The 23,110-nt window shown below is 67.2% G+C and carries 21 protein-coding genes; 13 read left to right on the top strand and 8 right to left on the bottom strand.

Translation table 11 applies throughout. From position 1 onward, the window contains the following. Positions 1–3 precede the first annotated feature (3 nt). On the bottom strand, positions 4–951 hold the full coding sequence (locus ACZYYX_RS08220; protein ID WP_463813928.1) for a 2-hydroxyacid dehydrogenase: 948 nt from the start codon (positions 949–951) through the stop codon (positions 4–6). Between the two features lie 306 nt (positions 952–1,257). On the opposite strand from ACZYYX_RS08220, the gene ACZYYX_RS08215 reads away from it, so the two are divergent. The 9 genes from ACZYYX_RS08215 to ACZYYX_RS08175 are packed head-to-tail and all read left to right on the top strand — an operon-like array spanning position 1,258 to position 10,707. Continuing rightward, positions 1,258–2,805 carry an ABC transporter substrate-binding protein gene (locus ACZYYX_RS08215; protein WP_463813927.1) on the top strand — a complete coding sequence of 516 codons (1,548 nt, stop codon included), beginning with the start codon at positions 1,258–1,260 and terminating at the stop codon, positions 2,803–2,805. 20 nt (positions 2,806–2,825) lie between these two features. Next, positions 2,826–3,755 (top strand): ABC transporter permease, encoded by a 930-nt coding sequence (locus ACZYYX_RS08210; RefSeq protein ID WP_463813926.1) that lies wholly within the window; start codon positions 2,826–2,828, stop codon positions 3,753–3,755. Between the two features lie 19 nt (positions 3,756–3,774). After that, on the top strand, positions 3,775–4,764 hold the full coding sequence (locus ACZYYX_RS08205; protein WP_463813925.1) for an ABC transporter permease: 990 nt from the start codon (positions 3,775–3,777) through the stop codon (positions 4,762–4,764). Next, on the top strand, positions 4,761–5,780 hold the full coding sequence (locus tag ACZYYX_RS08200) for an ABC transporter ATP-binding protein (RefSeq protein WP_463813924.1): 1,020 nt from the start codon (positions 4,761–4,763) through the stop codon (positions 5,778–5,780). Before ACZYYX_RS08205 ends, ACZYYX_RS08200 begins: the two co-directional genes overlap by 4 nt. Positions 5,781–5,802: 22 nt before the next feature. Next, positions 5,803–6,834 (top strand): ABC transporter ATP-binding protein, encoded by a 1,032-nt coding sequence (locus tag ACZYYX_RS08195; RefSeq protein ID WP_463813923.1) that lies wholly within the window; start codon positions 5,803–5,805, stop codon positions 6,832–6,834. Beyond that, a complete protein-coding gene (locus ACZYYX_RS08190; protein ID WP_463813922.1) occupies positions 6,831–7,553 on the top strand; it encodes a sulfite exporter TauE/SafE family protein in 723 nt (240 codons plus the stop codon). Before ACZYYX_RS08195 ends, ACZYYX_RS08190 begins: the two co-directional genes overlap by 4 nt. 22 nt (positions 7,554–7,575) lie before the next feature. After that, positions 7,576–8,373 (top strand): IclR family transcriptional regulator, encoded by a 798-nt coding sequence (locus ACZYYX_RS08185; RefSeq protein ID WP_463813921.1) that lies wholly within the window; start codon positions 7,576–7,578, stop codon positions 8,371–8,373. Beyond that, the gene (locus ACZYYX_RS08180; protein WP_463814844.1) at positions 8,373–9,731 is read left to right on the top strand and encodes an enolase C-terminal domain-like protein; all 1,359 of its coding nucleotides are present in this window, start codon (positions 8,373–8,375) and stop codon (positions 9,729–9,731) included. The genes ACZYYX_RS08185 and ACZYYX_RS08180 overlap by 1 nt, the downstream gene beginning before the upstream one ends. Before the next feature lies 1 nt (position 9,732). Beyond that, positions 9,733–10,707: a 2-hydroxyacid dehydrogenase gene (locus ACZYYX_RS08175; RefSeq protein ID WP_463813920.1), complete on the top strand. Its 975-nt coding sequence runs from the start codon at positions 9,733–9,735 to the stop codon at positions 10,705–10,707. Here the strand turns inward: ACZYYX_RS08175 and ACZYYX_RS08170 are convergent. Both ACZYYX_RS08170 and ACZYYX_RS08165 read right to left on the bottom strand, forming a co-directional pair. Beyond that, positions 10,704–11,864: a DUF7159 family protein gene (locus ACZYYX_RS08170; RefSeq protein ID WP_463813919.1), complete on the bottom strand. Its 1,161-nt coding sequence runs from the start codon at positions 11,862–11,864 to the stop codon at positions 10,704–10,706. The genes ACZYYX_RS08175 and ACZYYX_RS08170 overlap by 4 nt on opposite strands. Before the next feature lie 71 nt (positions 11,865–11,935). Next, positions 11,936–12,100 (bottom strand): hypothetical protein, encoded by a 165-nt coding sequence (locus ACZYYX_RS08165; protein WP_463813918.1) that lies wholly within the window; start codon positions 12,098–12,100, stop codon positions 11,936–11,938. Between the two features lie 190 nt (positions 12,101–12,290). Between ACZYYX_RS08165 and ACZYYX_RS08160 the strand changes: the two genes are divergently transcribed. Further along, the gene (locus tag ACZYYX_RS08160) at positions 12,291–12,590 is read left to right on the top strand and encodes a hypothetical protein (protein ID WP_463813917.1); all 300 of its coding nucleotides are present in this window, start codon (positions 12,291–12,293) and stop codon (positions 12,588–12,590) included. A gap of 7 nt (positions 12,591–12,597) precedes the next feature. Here the strand turns inward: ACZYYX_RS08160 and ACZYYX_RS08155 are convergent, their stop codons facing one another. Together ACZYYX_RS08155 and usfY are read right to left on the bottom strand one after the other, a co-directional pair. Then, the gene (locus ACZYYX_RS08155) at positions 12,598–13,905 is read right to left on the bottom strand and encodes a PE-PPE domain-containing protein (RefSeq protein WP_463813916.1); all 1,308 of its coding nucleotides are present in this window, start codon (positions 13,903–13,905) and stop codon (positions 12,598–12,600) included. A gap of 158 nt (positions 13,906–14,063) precedes the next feature. Continuing rightward, complete coding sequence (gene usfY, locus ACZYYX_RS08150; protein ID WP_463813915.1) at positions 14,064–14,372, bottom strand: protein UsfY; 309 nt, start codon at positions 14,370–14,372, stop codon at positions 14,064–14,066. A gap of 388 nt (positions 14,373–14,760) precedes the next feature. Between usfY and ACZYYX_RS08145 the strand changes: the two genes are divergently transcribed. Together ACZYYX_RS08145 and ACZYYX_RS08140 are read left to right on the top strand one after the other, a co-directional pair. Further along, positions 14,761–16,242, top strand: a complete 1,482-nt coding sequence (locus ACZYYX_RS08145) for a PQQ-dependent sugar dehydrogenase (protein ID WP_463813914.1) — start codon at positions 14,761–14,763, stop codon at positions 16,240–16,242. A gap of 122 nt (positions 16,243–16,364) precedes the next feature. Further along, positions 16,365–18,374 carry an MFS transporter gene (locus tag ACZYYX_RS08140; RefSeq protein ID WP_463813913.1) on the top strand — a complete coding sequence of 670 codons (2,010 nt, stop codon included), beginning with the start codon at positions 16,365–16,367 and terminating at the stop codon, positions 18,372–18,374. Positions 18,375–18,382: 8 nt separating this feature from the next. Here the strand turns inward: ACZYYX_RS08140 and ACZYYX_RS08135 are convergent, their stop codons facing one another. Then, complete coding sequence (locus ACZYYX_RS08135) at positions 18,383–19,372, bottom strand: phospholipase D-like domain-containing protein (protein ID WP_463813912.1); 990 nt, start codon at positions 19,370–19,372, stop codon at positions 18,383–18,385. Continuing rightward, positions 19,369–21,144 (bottom strand): ABC transporter ATP-binding protein, encoded by a 1,776-nt coding sequence (locus tag ACZYYX_RS08130; protein ID WP_463813911.1) that lies wholly within the window; start codon positions 21,142–21,144, stop codon positions 19,369–19,371. The genes ACZYYX_RS08135 and ACZYYX_RS08130 overlap by 4 nt, the downstream gene beginning before the upstream one ends. Before the next feature lie 131 nt (positions 21,145–21,275). Between ACZYYX_RS08130 and ACZYYX_RS08125 the strand changes: the two genes are divergently transcribed. Then, positions 21,276–22,109 carry a hypothetical protein gene (locus ACZYYX_RS08125; protein ID WP_463813910.1) on the top strand — a complete coding sequence of 278 codons (834 nt, stop codon included), beginning with the start codon at positions 21,276–21,278 and terminating at the stop codon, positions 22,107–22,109. On the opposite strand, the gene ACZYYX_RS08120 is transcribed toward ACZYYX_RS08125, so the two are convergent. Next, positions 22,106–23,062 carry a tripartite tricarboxylate transporter substrate binding protein gene (locus tag ACZYYX_RS08120; protein WP_463813909.1) on the bottom strand — a complete coding sequence of 319 codons (957 nt, stop codon included), beginning with the start codon at positions 23,060–23,062 and terminating at the stop codon, positions 22,106–22,108. The genes ACZYYX_RS08125 and ACZYYX_RS08120 overlap by 4 nt on opposite strands. Positions 23,063–23,110: the final 48 nt, after the last annotated feature.

Raw genomic sequence — 23,110 nt, 5'->3', positions numbered from 1 at the left:
CGATCAGACCGGCGTGACCAGTTGCCCCGTGGCGAGAAAGCTCTCCAGATTGCGCAGGGTCAGCGCCTCCATCGCCGCGCGCGTCTGCACCGTTCCGCTGGCCACGTGCGGGAGCAACACCACGGTGTCCAACCCGTAGAGCACCTCGGGCACCTTCGGCTCGTGGGCGAATACGTCGAGGCCCGCGCCCGCGAGCCTCCGCTGCAGAAGAGCAGACACCAGGGCCTCTTCGTCGACGACGCTGCCGCGGGCGATGTTGATCAGATAGCCGTCGGCACCGAGCGCGTCGATGACCTCGCGGCCGACCAAGCCGCGCGTGCCATCACCGCCGGCCGCGGCGATCACCAGGATGTCGACCCCTCGCGCCAGCTCCACGGGCGACGCCGCGTACGCGTAGGGCGAATCGGCCACCCGATGACGATTGTGATAGCTGATCGAGCATCCAAATGCACTGAGCCGGTGAGCGATTGCTGTGCCGATGCGGCCCAGACCGATTATTCCCACCCGGGTGTTGCTCACCTGGCGGGTCAACGGATAGGAACCCTCGACCGGCCACCGGCCGGCCCGCACATACCGGTCGGACGCCGAGAACTGTCGCAACGTGTCGATCAGCAGACCCACCGCCGTGTCGGCCACGCAATCGGTCAGCACATCGGGGGTGTTGCTCACGCCGATTCCCCGGGCTGCGGCCGCCTCCACATCGGTGGTGTCGTAGCCGACACCGAAATTGATCACCGCGCCGAGGTGAGGCAGGGCAGCCATCAGCTCGGCATCCACGCCGGTACGACCCGAAGTGACCACCGCGGTGATGTCCGCGCCGTGTTCGGCAAGGAATGTCGCCCGCTCGTAGGTCGACTCAGGAAGCGTTCTCGCGCCGTACTCCCGGACCAGCGTCTGCTCGAGCGACGGCTTGAGTGGACCGACCTGCAGAACCCCAGCATTGATGCTCATAGCGCACCACGCTACGGCGACCTGCGGATACCCGTCTACGTCCGAATTGGCATGGACTTATAGCGAAACGGCATCATCAGTTCGATGCGGGCTCGATTCGAGTATCGGCATCCCGACGGCACTCGTAAAAGCACTGTTCAGAACGGTTTTCAGGGAGTCCTGACGCGATTCGGGGCCGCTGAAAAGCCACCTTAAGCGCCATTTGAGCGGGGTTGACGCTCGTGGAAACCGGCTCTTACGGTGTGGTTGCCATCACAGCTTGCATCTACATACGTGGACGTCACAGCCCCCAGCCCGGGAGGACCCATGAAACCCGCAGTCGTTGCCGTACTCACCGTCGCGGCAGTCACCGCGAGTGGTTGCTCTGTCGCGAACTCCGGCGGCGGGGGATACGACCCGGGCACGCTGCGCATCGTTCTCCAGCAGGAGCCGCCCACTCTGGAACCGTGCGAGAGCTCGCTCACCTCGACCGGCATCGTGGTGCGTTCCAACATCACCGAGCCCCTGCTGGAGCGCGACGCCACCACCGGCGATCTGACTCCGCTGCTTTCCACCGAGTGGACGCAGACGAGCCCCACCCAGTGGACCTTCCACCTGCGCGACGGCGTGACGTTCTCCGACGGGGCACCCTTCACCTCCGAGGACGCGGCATTCTCGATCGACCGGGCCGTCAACTCCGATTTGCAATGCAACGTCGACGGCTACGTGTTCGGTGACGAGAAGCTCAGCCTGCAGACCCCGAACCCGACAACGGTCGTGGTCGGCACCACTGAACCGGATCCGATTCTGCCGCTGCGTATCTCATTCGTGGAGATGGTGCCACGCACCACCAGCATCACCGAGAAGGTGCGCGAGCCGATCGGCACCGGCCCCTACGCCATCGCCGCATGGGACTACGGACAGAAACTGACACTCAAGCGCAACCCTACATACTGGGGACCCGCTCCGGCCTTCGCCACTGCCGAATACCGTTGGCGCAGTGAGGGAAGCGTGCGCGCAGCGATGATCATCAACGACGAGGCGGACATCGCCACCGGCCTCGGGCCCGAGGACGGCGCCGGCGACCGGGGCGTCCCGTTCCAGAACAACGAGACCACAGCTCTGCGCATGCAAGCCACGGAGCCGCCGCTCGACGACATCCGGGTGCGCCAGGCCATCAACTACGCCGTCAACCGCACCGGAATCGTCAAAGCGCTGTTCCGCGGCCTGGGCCAGCCTGCCGCACAGCTGATTCCGTCCGGTGTCGTCGGTTACAACGACCAACTGCAGCTGTGGCCGCACGACACCGACAAAGCCAAGCAGCTGATCGCCGAGGCGAAAGCCGACGGTGTGCCCGTCGGCACCCAGATCCGGTTGATCGGCCGCACCGCGCAGTTCCCGAACATCAGCGAAACCATCGAGGTGCTGCAGGCCGAGTTCACCGAGATCGGGCTCAACGTCAAGATCGAAATGATGGACACGTCCAATCAGCTGGAGTACCAGCTGCGGCCGTTCCCGGCCGACACCGGGCCCTACCTGCTGATGATCATGCACGGCAACCAGGCTGGTGATGCCGCGTTCACCATGGATCAGTACATGCTCTCGGATGGCCCGCAAAGTGCTTACGGAACAAAGAAATTCGACACTGAGATCCGCGCAGCCGAGGCGCTGACCGGGCAGGCCCGTCAAGACGCATTCGCCGCACTGTTCGCCGAGGAACCCAAGGAGATCATGCAGATGGCCTACATCGCCCACATGAAAGGCATCCTCGGCAAGTCCCCCCGCGTCGACTACACCCCCGATCCAGCCACGGGCGACGAGATGCGGCTCGCCGCGATGACTCCCGCCGGTGACGACCGCACCGACCAATCCTGAGCAACAGGAAGGCCAGCCCCATGTTCCCCTTCGTCCGGCGCCGGATGTACTCCAGCGCACTGCCGTTGATCATCGTGTTGCTCGGCGTGTTTCTCCTCGCCCGGCTCACCGGTGACCCCACCAACCTGTACCTGCCCGAGTCCGCCACCGCCGACCAGCGCTCCGAGTTCGCCGCGGCGAACGGCTTCAACGATCCGCTGATCACCCAGTTGATGGACTACTTCAAGGGTGTCATCCACCTCGACTTCGGCACCTCGCTGCGCACCGGTGAATCCGCGGCGGACATGGCTCTGCGGGCCTTCCCGGCCACACTGCAGCTGGCGATCACCACGATGCTCCTGGCGATCGTCGGAGCCGTCGTCATCGGCTGCTGGGCCGCGTACCGCCCCAACTCACTGGCCGATCGGTTCTCCAGCCTGCTGTCCATGATCGCCGCGTCGATCCCCGACTTCTGGTTCGCCATCACCGGCGTGTGGCTCTTCGCCGTGCTACTCGGCTGGCTGCCCACCTCCGGGGTCGACGACGGCATGCTGAGCTGGATCCTGCCGATCGCGACGCTGATGATCCGGCCGCTCGGCGTGCTCACCCAGGTGGTCCGCGGGGCCATGGTCTCGGCGTTGTCGGCGCCGTACGTGCGGCTGGCCCGAAGCAAGGGAGCCAGCGATTTCCGCGTGGTCAGCCACCACGCCCTGCGCAACGCCGCCGCCCCGGCCCTCACCGTGGCCGGCGACCTCGCCGTCGGCCTCATCAACGGCGCGGTCGTGGTCGAGGCGATCTTCGGCTGGCCCGGCATCGGGAAACTGATGATCGACGCGATCCTGCAGCGCGACTTCGCGGTCCTCCAAGCCGCGGTGCTGCTCACCGCGGTCAGCATCTTCCTGCTCAACATCTTCATCGACGCCTGCTACGCGCTGCTCGACGCGCGGGTGCGGGAACCGGCTCGCATCTAAGACCGCTAGGAGCACACTCATGACGCAGATCGACCTGATCCCGGTCAAACCCACCACGGCTATCGTCGGCGAAGACGACACCGACACCGCACGTAAGCGGGGCCGCTCCCTGTGGTTCCGGTTGCTGGTCAACGACCGCGTGGCATTCGCCGCCGCATGTGTCCTCGGACTCGTGTTCCTCACGGCGCTGCTCGGCCCCGTCGTGTTCGGCGACCTCGCCACGCGCATCGATCTGGACAACTCCAACCAGGCGCCGTTCACCCTCAGCCACGGCTGGGCGAACATCCTGGGCACCGACCCGCTGGGGCGGAGCATGCTCGCCCGGCTCGTCGTCGCGTGCCGCACCACGCTGTCGGTAGCCGTACCCGCAGTGGTGATCTCCGCGGTCGTCGGCTCCGCGATCGGCATGTGGGCGGGCTACCACCGGGGCTGGCGCGAGACCGTCGCGATGCGCATCGCCGACGTGATCATGAGCTTCCCGTCCCTGCTACTCGCCGTCGTCGTGCTCTACGTCTTCTCCCCCAGCGCTGCCAACATCGTTGCAGTGCTGGCCATCACCCGGATCCCGGTGTACCTGCGCACCGCCCGCGCCGAGTCCGCCGAACTGCAGAGCCGGGTCTTCGTCGACGCGGCACGCACGTTCGGTGCCAGCGCCAACTCGATCATCGGCCGGCACGTGCTGCCGATCGTGCTTCCCACCCTGCTCACCGTCGCGACGCTCGACTTCTGCTACGTCATGCTCGCCGAGAGCTCGCTGAGCTTCCTGGGCATCGGAATCCAGCCACCGGACGTCAGCTGGGGTCTGATGGTCTCCCAGGGCCGCACCTATCTGCACAGCGCCTGGTGGCTGTCGTTCTTCCCCGGCCTGGCCATTGTGATCACCACCGTCTCGGCGACGGTCCTGGCCGCCTGGGCGCGCATCGCCACCGACCCCGGCCAGCGGTGGCGTCTCACTGTCCCGCAGAAGCGGTTGGCCGCCTTCACCAAGACCGGAAAGGCACTGCGATGAGTGCACTCGCTGACCACGACATCCACGTCGACACCTCGCCCGTCCTCGAGGTCGACCGCCTGTCGGTCGAGGTCCGCACGATCTCGGGGACCCTGCGGGCCGTCAACGAGGTGTCCTTCGGCGCGCGCCGCGGCGAAACCCTGGCTCTGCTCGGCGAATCCGGCTGCGGCAAGTCGATGACGGCGACGGCCCTGGTCGGGCTGCTCGAGCCGGTCGCCGACATCGTCGGTGGCAGCGCACGACTCGCACACCAGGGCGGAACCGTCGATCTGGTGACGGCCGACCGCAAGAAGCGGCGCGCGATGGCAGGCACCGAACTGGCGATCGTGTTCCAGGACGCGCTGACCGCACTCAACCCGCTCTACACGGTCGGAACCCAACTGGCCGAACCGTTTCGGATACACCACGGGCTCTCCGCGAAGGAGGCCAAGAGCAAGGCTGTCGAGTTGATGGCCCGGGTGGGAATTCCGCAGCCCGAGACGAGGATGAACTCCTACCCGCACCAGTTCTCCGGCGGCATGCGCCAGCGGCTGCTGATCGCGATGGCCGTCGCACTCAATCCCAGCGTGTTGATCGCCGACGAGCCCACCACGGCACTCGACGTCACGGTGCAGGCACAGATCATGGCGCTGCTGCGGGATCTGCGTACCGAATACAACATGGCCGTCGTCCTCATCACCCACGATCTCGCCCTGGTCGCCGAAGAGGCCGACCGCGTTGCCGTGATGTACGCCGGCAACATCGTCGAGACCGGCTCTGTCGCCGAGGTGTTCGCGAATCCCCGCCATCCCTACACGAAGGGGCTGCTGAATTCGGTCCCGGTCAACGCCCGCCGCGGCGACAGCCTGAAGTCCATCGGGGGTTCACCACCTGACCTACACGCTGTCCCCGCTGGATGCGTCTACCAGGCCCGCTGCCCCCTGGCGCGCGACATCTGCGCGACGACACGACCTGTCCTGTCGGGCACCGACCGCGCGACAGCCTGCCACTTCCCGGAAGAGGTCACCAATGTCTGATCACACTGTGTCTGATCACACGATGTCTGATCACACGATGTCGAACGGGAACGGAAGCCCGCTGCTCGAGGTTCGCGACATCCGCAAGTCCTTCCGGGTACCGCACGCCGGCAAGAACGCCCTTCGCGCACTCGACGGCATCACGCTGGATCTCAAGCGCGGTGAGACACTGGGCCTCGTCGGCGAATCCGGCTGCGGTAAGTCCACGCTGGCGCGGACGCTGATGATGCTCGAGCGGCCTGACGAGGGCAGCGTGCGCTTCGACGGCGTCGACCCCTTCAGCCTCAAAGGGTCTGAACTCCTGGCCTTCCGCCGCCGGGTCCAGATGGTCTTCCAGGATCCCTACGCCTCCCTGAACTCGCGCATGTCCGCCGCCGAGATCATCGCCGAACCGTGGCGCAGCCACAAAGGGGTGGTGAAGAACCGGCAGGACCGCGACATGCGGGTCCGCGGGTTGCTCGACATGGTGGGTCTCGGCGCCAAGGCCGCCGACAAGTATCCCCAGGAGTTCTCCGGTGGGCAGCGCCAGCGCATCGGTATCGCACGGGCACTGGCGCTGGACCCCGACGTGATCATCTGCGACGAACCGGTGTCCGCTCTCGACCTGTCGGTGCAGGCGCAGGTACTCAACCTGCTCAACGACCTGCAGGACCAACTCGGCATCAGCTACATCTTCATCTCCCACGACCTGTCCGTGGTGCGCCACGTCGCCGACCGCGTGGCCGTGATGTACCTGGGCCGAATCATCGAAAACGGGCCCACCGAGGCGGTATACGAGCGGTCCAACCACCCCTACACCGCGGCCCTGATGTCGGCAGCGCCCTCACTCGACAGTGCCCGCCGCGGTGAGCGCATCCTGCTCAAGGGTGAAGTACCGTCACCGATCGATCCGCCGTCGGGATGCCGATTCCGGACCCGGTGCTGGAAGGCGACCGACGTGTGTGCGACCACGACACCGCCCGTGGCCGTCGACCCTGAAACACCCGGCCATGCCGCCGAATGCCACCATCCTCTGCTGCTCGAAGGGAGTGGCCGTGAAACTGTGCCGGCATGAGTGTAGGCGGGTATTGCGTTCTCGCCGTGGCGATTCTCCTGGCGTCCGCCCTGCAGGCGTCCATCGGCTTCGGCATGGGGATGTTCGCGGCACCGATCGTCGCCCTGGTCGAGCCGGCGTTGATTCCGGGCACGCTGATCATGGTGGCGACCCTGGTGACATTGATCGTCGTGATCCGCGAGCGGGAGGCGATCGACCTGTCCGGCACCGGCTGGGCGCTCGTCGGTCGAGTTCCCGGCACCATCGCGGGCGCCCTTCTTCTCGCGGCGCTGCCGCACCGCGCGCTGTCACTGATGCTGGCCGCCGTGGTGCTCGGTGGAGTGGTACTGACCAGCAGCGGTTGGATTCCGACTGCACGCCGACGCAACGTGGTGATCGCGGGAGCGACGTCCGGCCTGCTGGGGACGGCGACCTCCATCGGTGGTCCCCCGATGGCGTTGGTGTGGCAACGCAATTCAGGGCCCCGGTTGCGCGGCACCATGGGCGGGTTCTTCCTGGTGGGGTCGGTGATCTCGCTGATCGTGCTGTCGGTCACCGGCGCCGTGGACGAACGCACCTGGTGGGGCTTCACCGTGCTGGTGCCCGCGGCGGTGGCGGGCTATCTGCTGTCCATGGTGGTGAACCGGCATCTGAATCCGGCCCGGCTGCGCCGAGTGGCAATCATCGTCTCCGCCGTGGGCGCTGCGCTGCTGATCGGCCGCGAACTGTTGGCGATGTGAGAGAGCTTGTGAGGGAGATGTTGTGACAGAAGATCTTCCGGTGCGGAAGGTCAAGTCCGCGGTCCGCACCGTCGAACTGCTGGAGTATCTCGCCGGCCGCCACGACGAGCCGGCCCGGTTGCGGGAGATCAGTGACGCTCTCGACATGCCGCGCAGCAGTGCCCACGCGCTCCTGCGCACTCTCGTCGGTCAGGGCTGGGTCCGTTCGGACCCCACAGGGACGTTCTACGGCATCGGTATTCGTGCGCTGCTGGTCGGTACCAGCTACCTCGACAACGACCCGTATATTCCGCTGATCGTCCCTTTCCTGGACGATTTGCGCGCAGCCCTCGACGAGACATTCCACCTCGGCCGGCTCGACGGCACCGACATCGTCTACCTGGCCACGCGCGAATCCCAACAGTACGCGCGCGCCGCCAATCGTGTCGGCAGACGCTTACCCGCCTACGCCACCTCGCTCGGAAAGGCTCTGCTGGCCGAACAGTTCGGCGTCGAGCGCGAGCGGCACATCCCGTCGGTTCTGACACCACTGACGCCGCAGACGATCACCGAACGCGCCGTTCTCGACAGCCAACTCGACGAGATCCGCATTCGCGGTTACGCGGCAGATGACCAGGAAAACACCGTCGGGGTACGGTGTTTCGCGGTACCACTGCGCTACTGCCGGCCCACGCAGGACGCGATCAGCGCCTCGATACCCGTCGGCCGGCTCAGCCCGCAGCGCGAACGCGAGATCATCGACGCACTGCAGAGCACCGGCGACAAGGTCTCCCGTGTCGTGCGCCCCCTGGCCAACGGCGACAAATGGTTCGCATCATGATGCTCGAGAGGAGCAAGACCGTGAAAACACCCGTCGTCACCGACGTCACCGTCATCCCGATCGCCGGACATGACAGCATGCTGCTCAACCTGTCTGGTGCGCACGGGCCCTTCTTCACCCGCAATCTCCTGGTCGTCACCGACTCCGCAGGTAACACCGGGGTCGGCGAGGTACCCGGCGGCGAACCGATCCGCCGCACGCTGGAGGACGCGCGAAACCTGATCGCCGGCCGCAGCATCGGCGACTACAACGCCGTGCTCAACGCTGTTCGGCACGCCTTCCGTGACCGTGACGCCGGCGGACGCGGCGCGCAGACCTTCGATCTCCGAGTGACCGTGCACGCCGTCACGGCCATCGAGTCGGCCCTGCTCGACCTGCTCGGTCAGCATCTCGACGTCCCGGTGGCGGCGTTGCTCGGCGACGGGCAGATGCGTGACCGTGTGCAGGCCCTCGGATACCTCTTCTTCGTCGGCGATCGCCGCAAGACCGACCTCGCCTACCGCTCTGCCGCAGACGAATCCGCGGACGCCGACGATTGGATGACGGTGCGCCACGACGAGGCGCTGACGCCCGACGCGATCGTCCGACTCGCCGAGGCCGCACAGGCCCGCTACGGGTTCGCCGATTTCAAACTCAAAGGCGGAGTACTGCCCGCGGCCGACGAGGCGAAAGCCGTCATCGCCTTGGCCGAACGCTTCCCGGAGGCGCGGATAACCCTCGACCCCAATGGTGGGTGGCTGCTCGACGACGCGATCCGGACCTGCCGCGAGCTCCGCGATGTGCTCGCCTACGCCGAAGATCCTGTCGGGCCGGAGGGCGGCTTCTCCGGACGGGAGGTGATGGCGGAATTCAAGCGGGCCACCGGACTACCCACCGCGACGAACATGATCGCCACCGACTGGCGGGAGATGGGGCATGCGATTCGGTCGGGAGCGGTCGACATCCCGCTGGCCGATCCCCACTTCTGGACGATGGCGGGTTCGGTGCGTGTCGCACAGTTGTGCGACGCCTGGGGGCTGACATGGGGATCGCACTCCAACAACCACTTCGACGTGTCACTGGCGATGTTCACCCACGTCGCCGCGGCCGCGCCAGGCAACATCACCGCGATCGACACCCACTGGATCTGGCAGGACGGCCAAGCGATCACCGCCGACCCCTACGACATCGTCGACGGTCACCTGACCGTGCCTGATGCGCCGGGGTTGGGTGTGACGCTCGACGACGCCGCCGTCACGGCGGCCCATGCGCTGTACCGCGCCGAAGGTCTCGGCGGCCGCGACGATTCCGTCGCGATGCAGTACCTGATCCCCGGCTGGACATTCGACAGCAAACGACCTGCACTGCACTGGAATTGACGTGAAGATCGTCGTCGCCGACCCCAACCTCCTGCCGCACCGCGATCGCTTCGAGGCAAAGGCACCCGCTGGATCGGACATCCACTGGCTCCCCGACGGTGCCACCGAGTCGGACCTGCGCGATGCGGACGTGTTCGTCGGCAGCCGCTTCACCGCCGACATGGCACGCACCGCCGAGAAGCTGCGCCTAATCCACGTCGCCGGTGCCGGCACAGACAAGATCGACTTCGCGGCACTGAGCCCCGAAACGCTCGTCGCCAACACCTTTCACCACGAACGTTCGATCGCCGAGTACGTGGCTGCTGCCGCGGTGATGTTGCGCCGCCGCTTCCTCGTCCAGGATCGCGCGCTCCGGGAGGGTGTCTGGGCGACATCGGTCTACGACCGCACGATCGACCAGGCCTCCACACTGGGCGAGGCGCGGATCGGCTTCGTCGGGTTCGGCCACATCGGTCAGTGCAGCTGGAAACTGTTGCGCGCGTTCGGTTGCACTGCGGTTGCTGTCACCGGTTCGGGCAGGGCCGCAGATGACGCGGGGCTCGCGTGGGTGGACGACACGAGCGCGCTCGACCGACTGATGCGCGACAGTGATGTCGTCGTGGTGTCGGCCCCGCTGAACTCCGCCACCACGGGAATGATCGGCGCCTCGGAGCTCGCGGCACTGGGCCCCGAGGGGGTACTGATCAACGTCGGGCGCGGCCCGTTGGTGCAGGAACAGGCGCTCTACGAGGCGTTGACCGAGGGCGTGATCGCCGCAGCCGCGATAGACGTCTGGTATCGCTATCCGACCGACGGAACCCCCTGTGCCCCGAGCGATCTCCCCTTCGGGGAGCTACCCAACGTGCTGATGACACCGCACTCGTCGGGCGTCACGTCGGATACCTTCGCAGGCCGCGTCGAGGATGTCGCAGCGAACATCCTGCGGTTGCAGCAGGGCATGCCGCTACGCAACGTGGTCGCCGGGACCGCCGGCTAGGGCGTGTAGTCGTACTGCGGCTCGTGGAACCGGTTGATGATCGGGATGCGTTCGATGATGCGATCCCGCAGCCGCGGCTGAGGATTGTCGACGACCACCGGAGGAGGCACGGCCGCCGGGAGCGGTCCGCCCGGGGGCACCAGGACGGGTGCACCCGGCGCGGGAGCCAGATAGTCCGGCGGGGGTGCCGGCGGGACGTACTCCGGCGCTGGCGCGGGCGCGGCCGCCGCAGGCTCCTCCACCACAGGCGCCACCTCGGGTGGAGCGGGCAGTTGCACGGCCTCGGGTGCGGGCGCTTCGTTGGCGACGGGCGCCGCGGGCACCGGCGGCGGAGCGGCCGGCGCAGGAGGAGCCACGACCTCAGGGGCAGGCGGGGCCGCCTCGGGGACCTCGTTCTGCACTGAGCGCGCCATCTGCGGGGCGGGATCGGGGGTGAGGCTGAGACCGACGGCCGCCGACACCGACACGACGAGCGTCACGACGGCCGCGGCCAGCACCGAGGCCAGCACGGCGGTGGTCGAGAGGCGCCGCCCCGAGGATCGATGGGCGACGTCGAGGAGAGCCACCGCCGATGCCGCCGCCGACGCAGCCCCTCGCGCGAGAGCCAGCTCCGATTGATCGGCGGACACCACGGCGGCGTCCGTGCGCTGCTGCAGGACGGCCATCGCCCCCGCGACATCACCGGAACCCAGCACGACCGCCGCGTCGGCCGCCGGGAGCTGCGCGTGGGCGAGCGCGGCCACGTCAACACGGTCGGCCGTGACGCCATCGGGGTTCACCCCGACCAGCACCGATGCGGCGGGTTCGGCGACGTAGACCATGACGCGCTCGTGTCCGGCGACATCGGCGATACCGAGCGCCAGAGTCTCGGCCGCCTCGACATCTGAGACCGCGATGACGTTCTCGACTCCGCGGTCGGTGAGCGCCTGCCACACCGCACTCGCGGTGCTCTCCGCGGTGGAACACCAGGTCAGGCCGACGGCGTGCAGGCGTCGGGAGGTGTCTTCGCCGATCAGGGAGTCGAGCAACGCGCCGGCATCCACGCCGGCACGGTCGGCGGATCCCCGATCGATGGTGGCGCCGTCACCGGCGGTGCCTTCGACCAGCACCCAGCGCACCGATGACGACGTCATCGACAGGCCGAGCACAAGGTCCATGACGTCACGATCCGATCTCTTTGCGACTAACCGACGACCCTACCGCGCGTGCCGCGACCCGCAAATCCCGCTCACGGCGCACCCTCGAGCAGGTGGCGCCGCCAGGCCATCGCCGCGGACGCACTCATCTCATGGAAGCTCAGCCAGGACAGGTCGGCGTTGCCGACGCAGCGATGCGGCTCCCCCAACCACGACGGCCGCTCGGCGCCGCATCGCGAGCAGTGCGCAGACGTCATCGCTACAACATCGCATCCCGCGCCGCACCCCACCAGCGGACCGGTATCCCCCGATCGGAGGACCAGGGTTTCGTCCTGGCCATCCGCCGCCCGGTGGACAGACGGCGACCCCCGACGCCGGGCATTCTCGTATCAACGCCGAAACAACCGGCAGGAAAATCAAATACCAACGCAGACAAAGGAAATCATCATGAACATCACCGCTCGCATCGTCGCTGCCCCCCTGCTCACCGCCGGCATCCTGGGTGGTGCACTCGGACTCACCGGAACTGCCGCCGCGGCTACCCCCTCCACCACCCATGTGACCACGACGCACAACGGCCATGCGCCGAGCACCCCGCGTGACACCCGGTTGCACATGCCGACCCAGCCGCGGGTGTTCGGCCCCTCCATCGTCACGTCACCGAAGGCTCACACCCCGAACGCTCACATCTCGAACCCAGCGGAGTACCGGCACCGCCTCCACCGCCACGTCCACCGCGTGTGGTGACCAGAGGTCAGGCGGCCTCGCCCTTCGCGGCGGGGCCGGCGGACGTCGAGTCGTCCGACGGGGCCTGGACCTTCTTCGGGGCATCCTCGCTCGTCGCGTCATCGTTCGAGGCGGAGTCCTCACGCCCCTGACGAGCACTCTTCTTCTCGTGGCGGGTCGCGTTCGCCTCCTCCAGCGCCTCGCGAAGATGCTTTCCGGGGTGCCACGACGAGCGCTTCGTGCCCTGGTCCCGGTCCTCGTCCTGCTCGCGCGGCTCCGGCGTCGACCGCTGCGGCTGCGCCGGCTCGACGACCTGCGGCTCGCCCACGGTCGCCACCTCCGGCTGCACGTTCCGGCGCGGGAAAATGGTGGCGCGCGTCGGCGCACCGTAATCACTTCTGTCGTAAGCAGTTTCGATGATCTTGCGAAGTGGCGCGTCGAGTGCCGCGATCACCGCGTCAGGCAGGAACGGATCCAGCGGGATCAACAGCGGGATCGGGTAGGTCCGCACCACGTAATAGGTGGTGTTGGTGCCCTCGTCCACCTGGTAGTAGTCACTGTCGCCCGATTCCCTGGCCGCGATCAGATCCTCGGCCGTCAGCTCGAACTGGGTGTTGCCGTGCACCAGAGCCATCCCCGCGATCGCGTTGGCGATCGCCAGTGGATTCCACAGATACGTCGGGAAATCGGACCAGCCGTCGTACTGGCGGGCGACGTCGATGGTGGGATCGCCGTTGTCAGGGGTGGCTCCGTTGAAGCTGACGTCAAGGATCGGGATGTGTAGTCCAGCGAAGCGCTCCAGGATGCCGCCGTTGGGCCGGTTCGGATTCGCGACCAAGATATAGGTGTTGCCCTCGTGGGTCGCCTTGTACTGCGACGCGACGGCCGCCCCCTGGGAGAAACCGAAGATCACGTCGCCGTTGGCCGGACTCGCCTCTGCCAGGTTGGCCACGCCCTCGGCGACCGAATCGTCGAACTTCAGGTCCTTGAAGCCGCCCGCCGAGATGGGCCAGAATCCGGCGTTGTAGTCGACCTTCTCATAAGGGCCATCGGTCGCTGGGGCGCCCGTGCCGTCGACCACGACACCGATGAAGTCCTCGAACTCCTGCTGCGTCGCCTGATGACCGTTCGTGGTGCCACGCAGGTAGTGCAGGGTCGCGAGCAGCTGCGGGCTCACCGACATCGTCGGGGCTGTCCCAAGCATCGCCGCACCGGCGACGGCAACTCCAGCCATGCCGACGGCGGTCACCGCCGCCTTGGCCCGTCGCCGTCCACCGCTCGACTGCTGCTTCCGTGCCCGATGCCTGCCCTGCGTGCCCGCCCGACGAATACCCATTGCCTCCCCCTCGCGTGGTGTTCGGCAGTGTATGGCGGAATATTTGCTGATATGGCGTTTCGCGGAGATTGCCCAGAAATCGATCATGATCCACGCGTCAATTCGCCGAATCTGGCCCGGCGGCGGCCGAACCACGATGTTGCTGTCAGCAGCCTCAGCTAGCTCGCACGAAGATCTCGGTGGTCGGGATGTTCCCTCTGCCACCGCCTCTCGACGCGCTTGACCCGCTGATGCTCCAGCGCGATCAGGAGGGCACCCGCGGTCACGAGCGCTCCGGCGATGAGCCCCAGGATCAGCGACAGATCACGGTTGCCGTATGCCGTCGCGGCGACGGTGCCTGCGATCAGTACCGTGCCGATTGCGATCAGCAGCAGTCCGGGCAACCACAGCGTGTCGATGAAGGATTCCCCGCTGTGCGGCAGAGTCGTGCGAACGTGGTCCACCGGATCGCGATGAGCGCCTTTCATGGCAACTCCCTTCTTCGCCGGGATGCTTCGAGGATACGCCGTTGTGAGCTGGATCACACTGTTGGTCATCGATCGGTCATGATCGGCAACCTGGTGTCGTGTTGTGTTTGCTGAGCTCGCGGGCTGAACTCATCGGCCCTTACGGGATCGCGCCCGGCGAGCGGGGCGCCTTCGCCATATCCGAACGACTCTGCATGTTTCGATCTTGACATGCCACGATGCGCGAAAAGTGTTGCTCGCCTGCGCATCCCGCCCGCACAGCGACGTCACAGATTTCACGCCGAAAACGCAATGCGCTCCCCATGCGCGACCTACAGTCGCCCCATCGGGATGTTGCTCGGTTACCGCCGACAGAGCGGTGCTGGGACCCCGCTCGCAAGGAGGCGTCATGGGGGAATCGTCGTCAGCGGCCAGATCCGCTCTCCACATCGGCCGAGTCGGGGGCCTCGCCATCGCCCTCGGTATCGGTGCGGCGGTCCTGACGGGCCAGGCAGTCGCGTCCGCGGACGACGATACGTCGTCGTCGCCGCCGTCGACTGCGAGGAACGTTGCAACACAAGGTGATTCGTCGCCGGCTGCAGGTCCCCGAGTGCGCCGCGATAGCGCCGAGAGCAGCGAGGCACGCAACGATCGCGCCACCCGCCGGGCCGAAGCCCGGGCCGACCGCGCGGCCGCCCGCGAGCAGCGCGCCGCCGACCGCGCCGAGCGCGTCGCCCAGCGCCACGAACGCACCGTGACGATCGACTCGCCCGAACCGGCCGAGCCGGCCGCACCCAGCCCCCGGCCCTCGCGATTGCTGGACCTCGTCGGCGCCGGGCTGACCGCGGCGGGCACGCGACAGACCGTGGCGGCCGCTGACGTCGCCCCCGAACGCACCGTCGTCGCATCCGGCTTCACGCAACCGACCGACTTCCAGTTCCTGCCCGACGGCCGCATCCTCGTCGCGGAGAAGAACGGGCGGATCCGCGTCGTCGACGAGGACGGTGATGTCCAGCGGCGACCGCTCTATCGGGTGCCCACGCTGACTCAAGGTGAGCGCGGCCTCGGCGGCCTGACCGTCGACCCCGATTTCGAGACCAACGGCTACATCTACGTCGCCTATACGACGATCTTCGCGCGGGACCGGCTGGCGCGGCTGACCGTGCGCGGCGACCGCGTGGTGTTCGGCTCCCAGAAGGTCTTGCTGCAGTCGACGGACCCCTCGGCCTTCTTCCACCACGGCGGCGCACTCGGATTCGGTCCCGACGGGATGCTCTACTGGGGCGTCGGCGACAACAAGAACTCCGACAACGCCCAAGACCTCGGCACCATCCACGGCAAGATCATCCGGATCAATCCCGACGGCACGGTCCCCGACGACAACCCGGACCTGGGCGACGGGGCGCTGCCGCAGATCTACGCGTACGGCTTCCGCAACCCGTTCCGGCTGACCTTCACTCCCAGCGGTCAGCTGCTGGTCGCCGACGTCGGCGAGAACTCCTTCGAAGAGGTCGACAACGTCATCGCCGGGGGCAACTACGGATGGCCCGGCTCGGAGGGCCTCTGCACCAGTGACTGCGTCGGCGTGCAGGACCCGATCTACACCTACGGGCACGGCAGCGGCGGCGCGGCCATCACGTCGGTGCTGTTCTACAACGGGGGTCAGCTCGGTGACGAGTTCCAGAACACCCTGCTGGTCGCCGACCTGGTGAAGGGCTGGATCAAGGCGCTGGACTGCACTGCCGACTTCTCCTCCTGCGGGAACGTCCGGGACTTCGATGCACAGGCCGGCGGGACCGTCGTACTCGCGCAGGGCACCGACGGGGCCCTCTATCAGTTGCGCTACGACACCGGGCAGATCATCCGCATCGGCACACCTCCGGTGATCTGACCGTTTTCCTGGGAGGTCCCTGGGAACACCGCTGATCGGGGAATGCCGGGCGCCGGGACCCGGTTGCCGCCCAACGTGGCCCTCTTCTCGCATCGTGACCGTGTTTCCGGTGGGTGCTGCTGATGCGCCAAGGACCCCTGGCCGGGCGATACCCCGCGGTGGCCGCCATGGTCACGCTGGCGCTGATCCCCTACCTGGCGTTGTCGGCCGCACTCGACCCGTTGGTGCCGATCATCAGCGAACAGCTGCACATGAGTGCGCAGACGATGGCGATCAGTTCGGGACTGGGCAACGCCGCGTACGCGGTCGGCACCGTGCTGGCCGTGCAGTTCGCCCAGCACCTGCCGCAGCGCCGGATGCTGGTCGGCTACGCGGTGCTGCTGGTGGTCGGATCGGTGACTGTCGCGGCCGCGCCGAATGCGCCGACGTTCGTGATCGGACACGTTCTGCAGGGCTTGTCGACCAGCATGCTGTTGATCGCCGCCGCTCCGCCGCTGACCATCGGCTTCCCCCGCGACAAGTTGCGCAACACCGCGGTGATCATGAACATGTGCGTGTTCGGCGCCGTCGCACTCGGCCCGTTCATCGGCGGTGCACAAGCCGAAGCGCACGCATGGCGGCCCCTGTTCTGGATCGTCGCTGCGGTCGCGCTGGCCGCCCTCGTGCTGGCCGTGCTGACGTTCGACGACGCGCCTCCCGCCGACCGTGATGCGCCCCGCGACCTGCCTGCCATCGCGCTGGCCACGGTGGGGTGCACGGCGGCGTTCGTCGGAGCCGCTCAACTGACCAGCCATGAGATCTCCGATCTCGCGGTGACCGTCCCGATGCTCGGCGGGCTGTTGCTGATCGTCGCGCTCATCGTCTACCAGTACCGCGCCGCCCGGCCGCTGCTGACGATCCGCACGATGCTCACCAGTGCGATCCCGGTAGCCGGCGTCGGCGTGGCACTGTTCGCTGCGGCCGCGTCGGTGGCCGCGACCGCGCTGACCGCCGCAGTGTTCCTGCAATCGTTCAGCCCCGTCCAGGTCGGACTGCTCTACCTGCCGGAACTCGGCGGCGCGATCGTGATGGCCGTCGTGTTCGGCTTCGTGATCTCCCGCCGCGCGATGCACTACCTGCCCCTGGTCGGCATGGGGCTGCTCGCCGCAGGCATTCTGGTGTTCCGGCTGTCGCTGCCGGCGAATCATTCACTGGCGCTTCTCGGTTCGGCCCTGACCGGGCTCGCGCTCGGCGCCACCGTGGCGCCTGCGCTGTTCGTCGCCGGCTTCTCGCTGCAGTCGAACAGCCTGCAACGCGTGTTCGCGATCATCGAATTGTTGCGTGCTGTCGCGGCGTTCATGGTGGCGCCGATCTTCGCCCACCTGGCCACCCGGGTGTCCGACGATCTCGTCGCCGGGACCGGCATCGCACTGTGGGTCGGGTTCGGTCTCGCGATCGGCGGTGCCGTGTTCGGGGTGGCGGTCTACGCGCTGAGCGGAGCCAGGCCTCAGACGCCGGACCTCGACGAGTTCCTCGACGGGGACTCCCCCGCGTGGCATTCACCGCCGCTGCTGGCACGCCTGCGCGGACTCCCGACGACACCGGGCCCCAGCACTCTCGGCAGTACCCCTGCTCCGGCGCCCGTCCTGACGGCGACCGGCGACCGGCCGATCCTGTTCGCCTACGACGGCACCGAACTCGCAGCGGCGGCGATTTCCCGGGCCACCGAACACCTGGCGCCGCACCGCGACGCCGTCGTGGTCTGCGTCTGGCAGCCGGTCGACGTCGGCTTCCGTCCGGTGGACGACGACCGCGTCGACGCCGACCGGGCGGGCGATGTCCGGTCGGCCGCGGAAAAGACTGCCGCGCATGGTGCTTCGCTCGCCGAAGCGGCGGGCTTGCATGCCTGCAGCGTGGCGGTCGAGGCGACTCCGACGTGGAAGGGCATCGTCGCCGCTGCCACCGAGCACGACGCCGCGATGATCGTGCTGGGGCCGCACCGCCGCAGCGGACTGGTGGGCCATCTGCAGGGCAGCGTCACCGCGGCCGTGATCGCCCACGCCGCAGTGCCTGTGTTGGTCGTCCCTGCGGGTGCGCCAGGGAGCGCGTCCCGGGCCACACGCGAGCAGATGGTGCACAGCGGGGCGCACTGACCCCGTGGCTACTGAGGCCGGTGGAGACCGAGTTGGTCGACCTGCCGCTTGTCGCTGTGGGCCAAATCGGCCAGTAGCGCCTCGTCGCTGAGATCCAATGGCGCGGAATGCTTCCAGTCATGGTGCGCGACGTGATTCAACCGGGTGATCAGGTGGTGATCGTCGACCTCGATGGCGAGTTCGCGCCGATGGTCGAAACTCCCCGGCGACAGGTTGATCGAACCGACGATCGCCCGCTCGTGATCGGCCACCATCATCTTGGCGTGCAGCTTCAGGTGCTTGAGCCGGTGGATCTTGATGCCGACATCCTCGAGGATGCGTAACCCGCTGACACCCTCGAGGAGCTTGTCGGCCTTCAGATGATGGGCGGCACGGGCCATCACGTGCACCTTGACCCCACGGCGCGCCGCGCGCACCAACCGCTCGATGATCACCGGGTCCTGGTAGCGCTCGTTCTGCACGAACAGCGTCTTGTCGGCCCGGTCGATGAAATCGGCGATCCGGGCCCGCCCGTTGGTCGGACACCAGATCAGCCGGGCGTCGTCACCGGGGTTGAATTCCTCTCGCGCCCAGTCGGCTTCGAAACACTCGATGATCTCGAGCACCTCGTGCGAGCTCGGCGTGACCACCGCGTAATCGCGCGTCTCGGTGAAGTTCTCGTCGGTCCAGTTCAACGATTCCACGAACGCGAACTCGTCGTCGATCACCATCGACTTCTCGTGGGTCAACCCGAACGACGGGTTGCTCTCCGTGACATCGATGCCGTATCCCGTCAACAGGTCTCGCGCACCGTCGTTGTCTGTTTCGCCGTCGCGCCGCTCCGGGTTCAGCATCACCTTGACCAGGACGCCGCGCTGATGCGCCGCGACGATCGCGTCGAGCAGCGGCTGGTGGCTGAATGCGAACATCTTCACGCGCACCGACTTGCTCGCGGTGTGGATGGCGTCGAGAACGGGCTGCGCCGAATCGTCGGGCAGGATGATCAGGGAGCGGGTCACGGTTTCTCGTCCTCGTACTGGATGCGGTGAAGCTCAGCGTATCTGCCGTCGAGCTCCAGCAACTCGCTGTGGCTGCCCTCTTCGACCACACGGCCGTCCTCGAGCACGACGATCTTGTCGGCCTCGCGGATCGTCGAAAGCCGGTGCGCGATGGTCAGCACGGTGCGATCACTCATCAACCGCTGCAGTGCGCTCATCACCAGATGTTCGGACTGCGCGTCCAACGCAGCCGTCGGCTCGTCGAGGATCAGGATCGGGCTGTCACGGATGAGTGCTCGGGCGATGCCGATGCGCTGACGCTGCCCGCCCGACAACGTCATGCCACGCTCGCCGACCGCGCTGTCGTAGCCCTGCGGCATGTCGGAGATGAACTCGTGGGCGTTGGCCAGTTTCGCTGCCTCCACGATCTCGTCGTGGCTGGCGTCGGGTCGGCCGAACGCGATGTTGTCGCGGATCGTGCCCCGGAACAGCACCGTGTCCTGCAGCACGTAGCCGATCTGCTGGCGGATGTCGTGCAGTCGGTAGTCGCGCAGGTCCACGTCGTCTATCTTCACCGAACCCATACTGGGGTCGTAGAAGCGTGGAATGAGGCTCACCAGAGACGATTTGCCGCTGCCGGTGTGTCCCACGATGCCGACGAGCTGACCGGGGCTCACCTCGAACGTCACGTCCCGGAGCACCGGCTTCTCACCGTCGTAGCTGAACGCCACCCGCTCGAAGCGGATGCCGCCCTTGATCTTCGAGGCCGCGACCGCGTCGGGCCTCTCCTCGATGCCGGTCTCCGCGTCGAGCAGCGCGGCCACCCGCTCGACCCCGACTGCGGCCATCGCGATCGTGTTGGTCAGCTTCGCCAGATCCTGCACTGGTTTGAAGAACGACGCCAGGTAACTGATGAACACCGTCAGCGTTCCCGCGGTCATCGCGCCGGCGAGGATGAGCGCCGAACCACGCCACAGCACCAGAGCCGTACACGCCGCGACCACGACCGCGACGATCGGGGAGACCACCGATTTCACCCGCCGTGCGTTGAGAGCGGCGTCCACGGCCTGCTGGCCGGCGATCGCCAGCTGCTGTTCCTGCAGGGCTTCGCGATCGAACGCCTTGACGACCCGGATCGACTGCAGCCCCTCTTCAGCCACGGCGACGATGTCGGACTCACGTCGGCGGACCTCATGGGTTGCGGCCTTGACCGCCTTGCGGATACGGGAGACGAACAGCAGCAACAGCGGTGCGACCGCGAGTGCGACCAGCGTGAAATCCCACTGCAGGTACAGCATCAGGCCGAGCATGCCGACGATCGTCAGCAGGTCGGTGGCGATCCCCAGTGTCGAGGCGGATGCGAAATCCTGAATGGTGTCGACGTCGTCGGTCAGCGTCGACAGGATCGGCCCGACCCGGTGAGTGTCGAAGTAGCTCAACGAGAGCTGCTGCAGATGGTGATAAGCACGGGTACGCAGATCGTTGCCGACGCGCTGGCCAACCGTCTCGGTGAGGTAATTGGCGGCGTAGGTGGCGATGGCGGCGATCACCGCGATGATGATCACCATGATCGCGGCGAGACCGGCGATGTGCATGCGACTTTCGCCGCCGAGAATCGGCTGCAGCAGTCCGTGCAGCCACGGCGGCAGCGGGTGATCACCGACCACGCTGTCGAGCACGACCTTCAGGGGCCATGGCGCGGCCAGGCCCATCGCGATCTGGACGCAGAGCACCGCGAAGATGCCGACCACCGACCATCGGTAGGGGCGAAGCAAGTCCAGGATGAGTCTCACGGCGCGGCTGCCTCGCTGTCATGGGTCATCGATCGAGCGGACAAACAGTACATCGCGGAGGTTGCTCGGAGGTGACGAACTCGAGGTGCGCGCGGGTAGGGTCGCAGGCACTTTGTCCCGGAAAGGTGTCCATGAGTGCGGTCGTCGGTCGCTACGCCAGGGCGATGGCGCGAGCCGGTGCAGCCCGCCCCTACAGCGCCCGCCGGAGCGCCGGGGCATTCGCCCTCCCTCTCCCGAGCGCCGTCGCCGCCGAGATTCGCTGGCTGTTCCATCCGCCCTACGCCTGCCTGAACGGCGTCGCGATCAACATGGTGCTGGCCGCGATGTGGCTGCTGGTGCAGCCACTGACGCGCCACCCCATGCACAACGATCTGATCGTCGTCGTCGACACCTACTTCGCGTCGTTCGTCCTGGCCGACATCACGACCACGAACATGCTCGGCTCCGACCACTACCGCGTACAGGCCGCGATGACGTCGGGCACACCCCTGTCGCGGATCCTCGTGGTGAAGAACCTCGCCTTGTTCGCGGTGATCGGTCTGCCCACTCTGGTGACGGCGGTCGTGTTCACGCTGTGGTTCGACACACCGTCGCGACTGCTCAGAACTGTGCCCAATGTCCTGGTGCCGGTGGTGTCGTGGCTCGGCATCGGAAATCTGGTCTCCGTACTGCTCCCCGTGGCTGCCGCGCCGCTGGTGCGGCGATGGCGACGCCGCTCCGACACGCGCCGCGTCGCGTTCTGGCTGTCCGCGTTGGCGTTGCCCTACGCGCTGTACTACATCGCCGACCCGATCGGCGGGGTCGGACACGAGGTGTTCTGGAACCGGATTCCCGCAGCCATCGGCCCCATCCTCGGCCGTGACACCAAGAGTGTCGTGCATCTGGGGATCGCGCTGGCGGTCTGGGCGCTGGCCACCGCAGCCGCAGCGCTGTGGGTGCGCCGGCGGGGACTGAGGGTGCGCTAGGCGATTCGGTAAGCAGCCTCGACGTCGGCCTGGGTGTCGGCGAGGAACGTCTGCAGCTCGTCGCCGACCATGAACGTCGTCACGAACCCGCTGCGGTCGGCGATGCCTTTCCAGGTCTGGGTCGCCACCATGGTGGCCAACGCCTGCCGCCAGTAGTCGACGGCGTACTGCGGCATTGCCGGCGGCCCGTAGAGCCCCCGCCAGTTCGCCAGAGTCACGTCCAGCCCCTGTTCTCGCGCGGTCGGCACGTCGAGCCCGGGCAACCGGTCCTCGGACAGCACACCGAGCGCGCGCAGCTCGCCGCTGCGGATCTGGTCGACGAACTCGCTGACCCCGCCGATCGCCACCTCCACCTCACCATTGCGCAGCGCCGCGGTCTGTTCGCCGCCGCCCTCGTGGGCGATGTAGCGGGTGGCGCGCGGATCATCACCGGCAGCATTGGCCAACAGATCGAAGGGTGCCTCGTCGTCGGGAGCGGCGCCGACGCGGGCGCGAGCGGGATCGGTCCTGATGGCTGCCATCAGGTCGGTCAGGTTCTGGTAAGGCGAGGTCGGGGTGGTGACGACGACGAAGTACTCGGTCATCAGCCGCGCGATCATCGTCACGTCGGTGCAGCCGTAGCGCGATACGCCTCGCGCCTGGTTCATCATCGTCGCCAGCGAGGCGACGGACAGCTGATCGTCGGCTCCCCGATACTGCTCAACCATCGTCGCCAGGAAGTCCGAACCGCTGTTCCCCGGCCGATTCTGAACCGGCAGAGGCACATTCACGATGCTCTCGGCCTGCAGCGCGTCGACCACAGAGCGGATCGTCAGATCGAACCCGCTGCCCGGCCCGGCTCCGGCCGTCATCGTGACCGGGCCACTCGGATACGGGGCAGCGGTGGCGGCAGGGGTGATGGCGAACAGGAGCAGAAGCGCGAGCAGGGCGCGCGGGATCAGCCACGAGAACACGGCAAGACACTAGAGGTTGCCGGGCGGTTGCGTGGCCGCTCGGCGAAA

It is taken from the genome of Mycobacterium sp. IDUB_1 (assembly GCF_055419625.1).
Note: the sequence above shows the minus strand (reverse complement) of the source record. Positions and strands in the feature narration are given on the sequence as shown.

Excerpts from the sequence above, each read along its gene's own strand:
- ACZYYX_RS08205 (WP_463813925.1), top strand. The coding sequence starts at position 3,775 with ATGACGCAGATCGACCTGATCCCGGTCAAACCCACCACGGCTATCGTC.
- usfY (WP_463813915.1), bottom strand. The coding sequence starts at position 14,372 with ATGAAAGGCGCTCATCGCGATCCGGTGGACCACGTTCGCACGACTCTG.
- ACZYYX_RS08195 (WP_463813923.1), top strand. The coding sequence starts at position 5,803 with ATGTCTGATCACACGATGTCGAACGGGAACGGAAGCCCGCTGCTCGAG.
- ACZYYX_RS08215 (WP_463813927.1), top strand. The coding sequence starts at position 1,258 with ATGAAACCCGCAGTCGTTGCCGTACTCACCGTCGCGGCAGTCACCGCG.
- ACZYYX_RS08210 (WP_463813926.1), top strand. The coding sequence starts at position 2,826 with ATGTTCCCCTTCGTCCGGCGCCGGATGTACTCCAGCGCACTGCCGTTG.
- ACZYYX_RS08155 (WP_463813916.1), bottom strand. The coding sequence starts at position 13,905 with ATGGGTATTCGTCGGGCGGGCACGCAGGGCAGGCATCGGGCACGGAAG.
- ACZYYX_RS08125 (WP_463813910.1), top strand. The coding sequence starts at position 21,276 with ATGAGTGCGGTCGTCGGTCGCTACGCCAGGGCGATGGCGCGAGCCGGT.
- ACZYYX_RS08180 (WP_463814844.1), top strand. The coding sequence starts at position 8,373 with ATGCTCGAGAGGAGCAAGACCGTGAAAACACCCGTCGTCACCGACGTC.
- ACZYYX_RS08170 (WP_463813919.1), bottom strand. The coding sequence starts at position 11,864 with ATGGACCTTGTGCTCGGCCTGTCGATGACGTCGTCATCGGTGCGCTGG.
- ACZYYX_RS08140 (WP_463813913.1), top strand. The coding sequence starts at position 16,365 with ATGCGCCAAGGACCCCTGGCCGGGCGATACCCCGCGGTGGCCGCCATG.
- ACZYYX_RS08220 (WP_463813928.1), bottom strand. The coding sequence starts at position 951 with ATGAGCATCAATGCTGGGGTTCTGCAGGTCGGTCCACTCAAGCCGTCG.
- ACZYYX_RS08200 (WP_463813924.1), top strand. The coding sequence starts at position 4,761 with ATGAGTGCACTCGCTGACCACGACATCCACGTCGACACCTCGCCCGTC.
- ACZYYX_RS08160 (WP_463813917.1), top strand. The coding sequence starts at position 12,291 with ATGAACATCACCGCTCGCATCGTCGCTGCCCCCCTGCTCACCGCCGGC.
- ACZYYX_RS08145 (WP_463813914.1), top strand. The coding sequence starts at position 14,761 with ATGGGGGAATCGTCGTCAGCGGCCAGATCCGCTCTCCACATCGGCCGA.
- ACZYYX_RS08190 (WP_463813922.1), top strand. The coding sequence starts at position 6,831 with ATGAGTGTAGGCGGGTATTGCGTTCTCGCCGTGGCGATTCTCCTGGCG.
- ACZYYX_RS08165 (WP_463813918.1), bottom strand. The coding sequence starts at position 12,100 with ATGACGTCTGCGCACTGCTCGCGATGCGGCGCCGAGCGGCCGTCGTGG.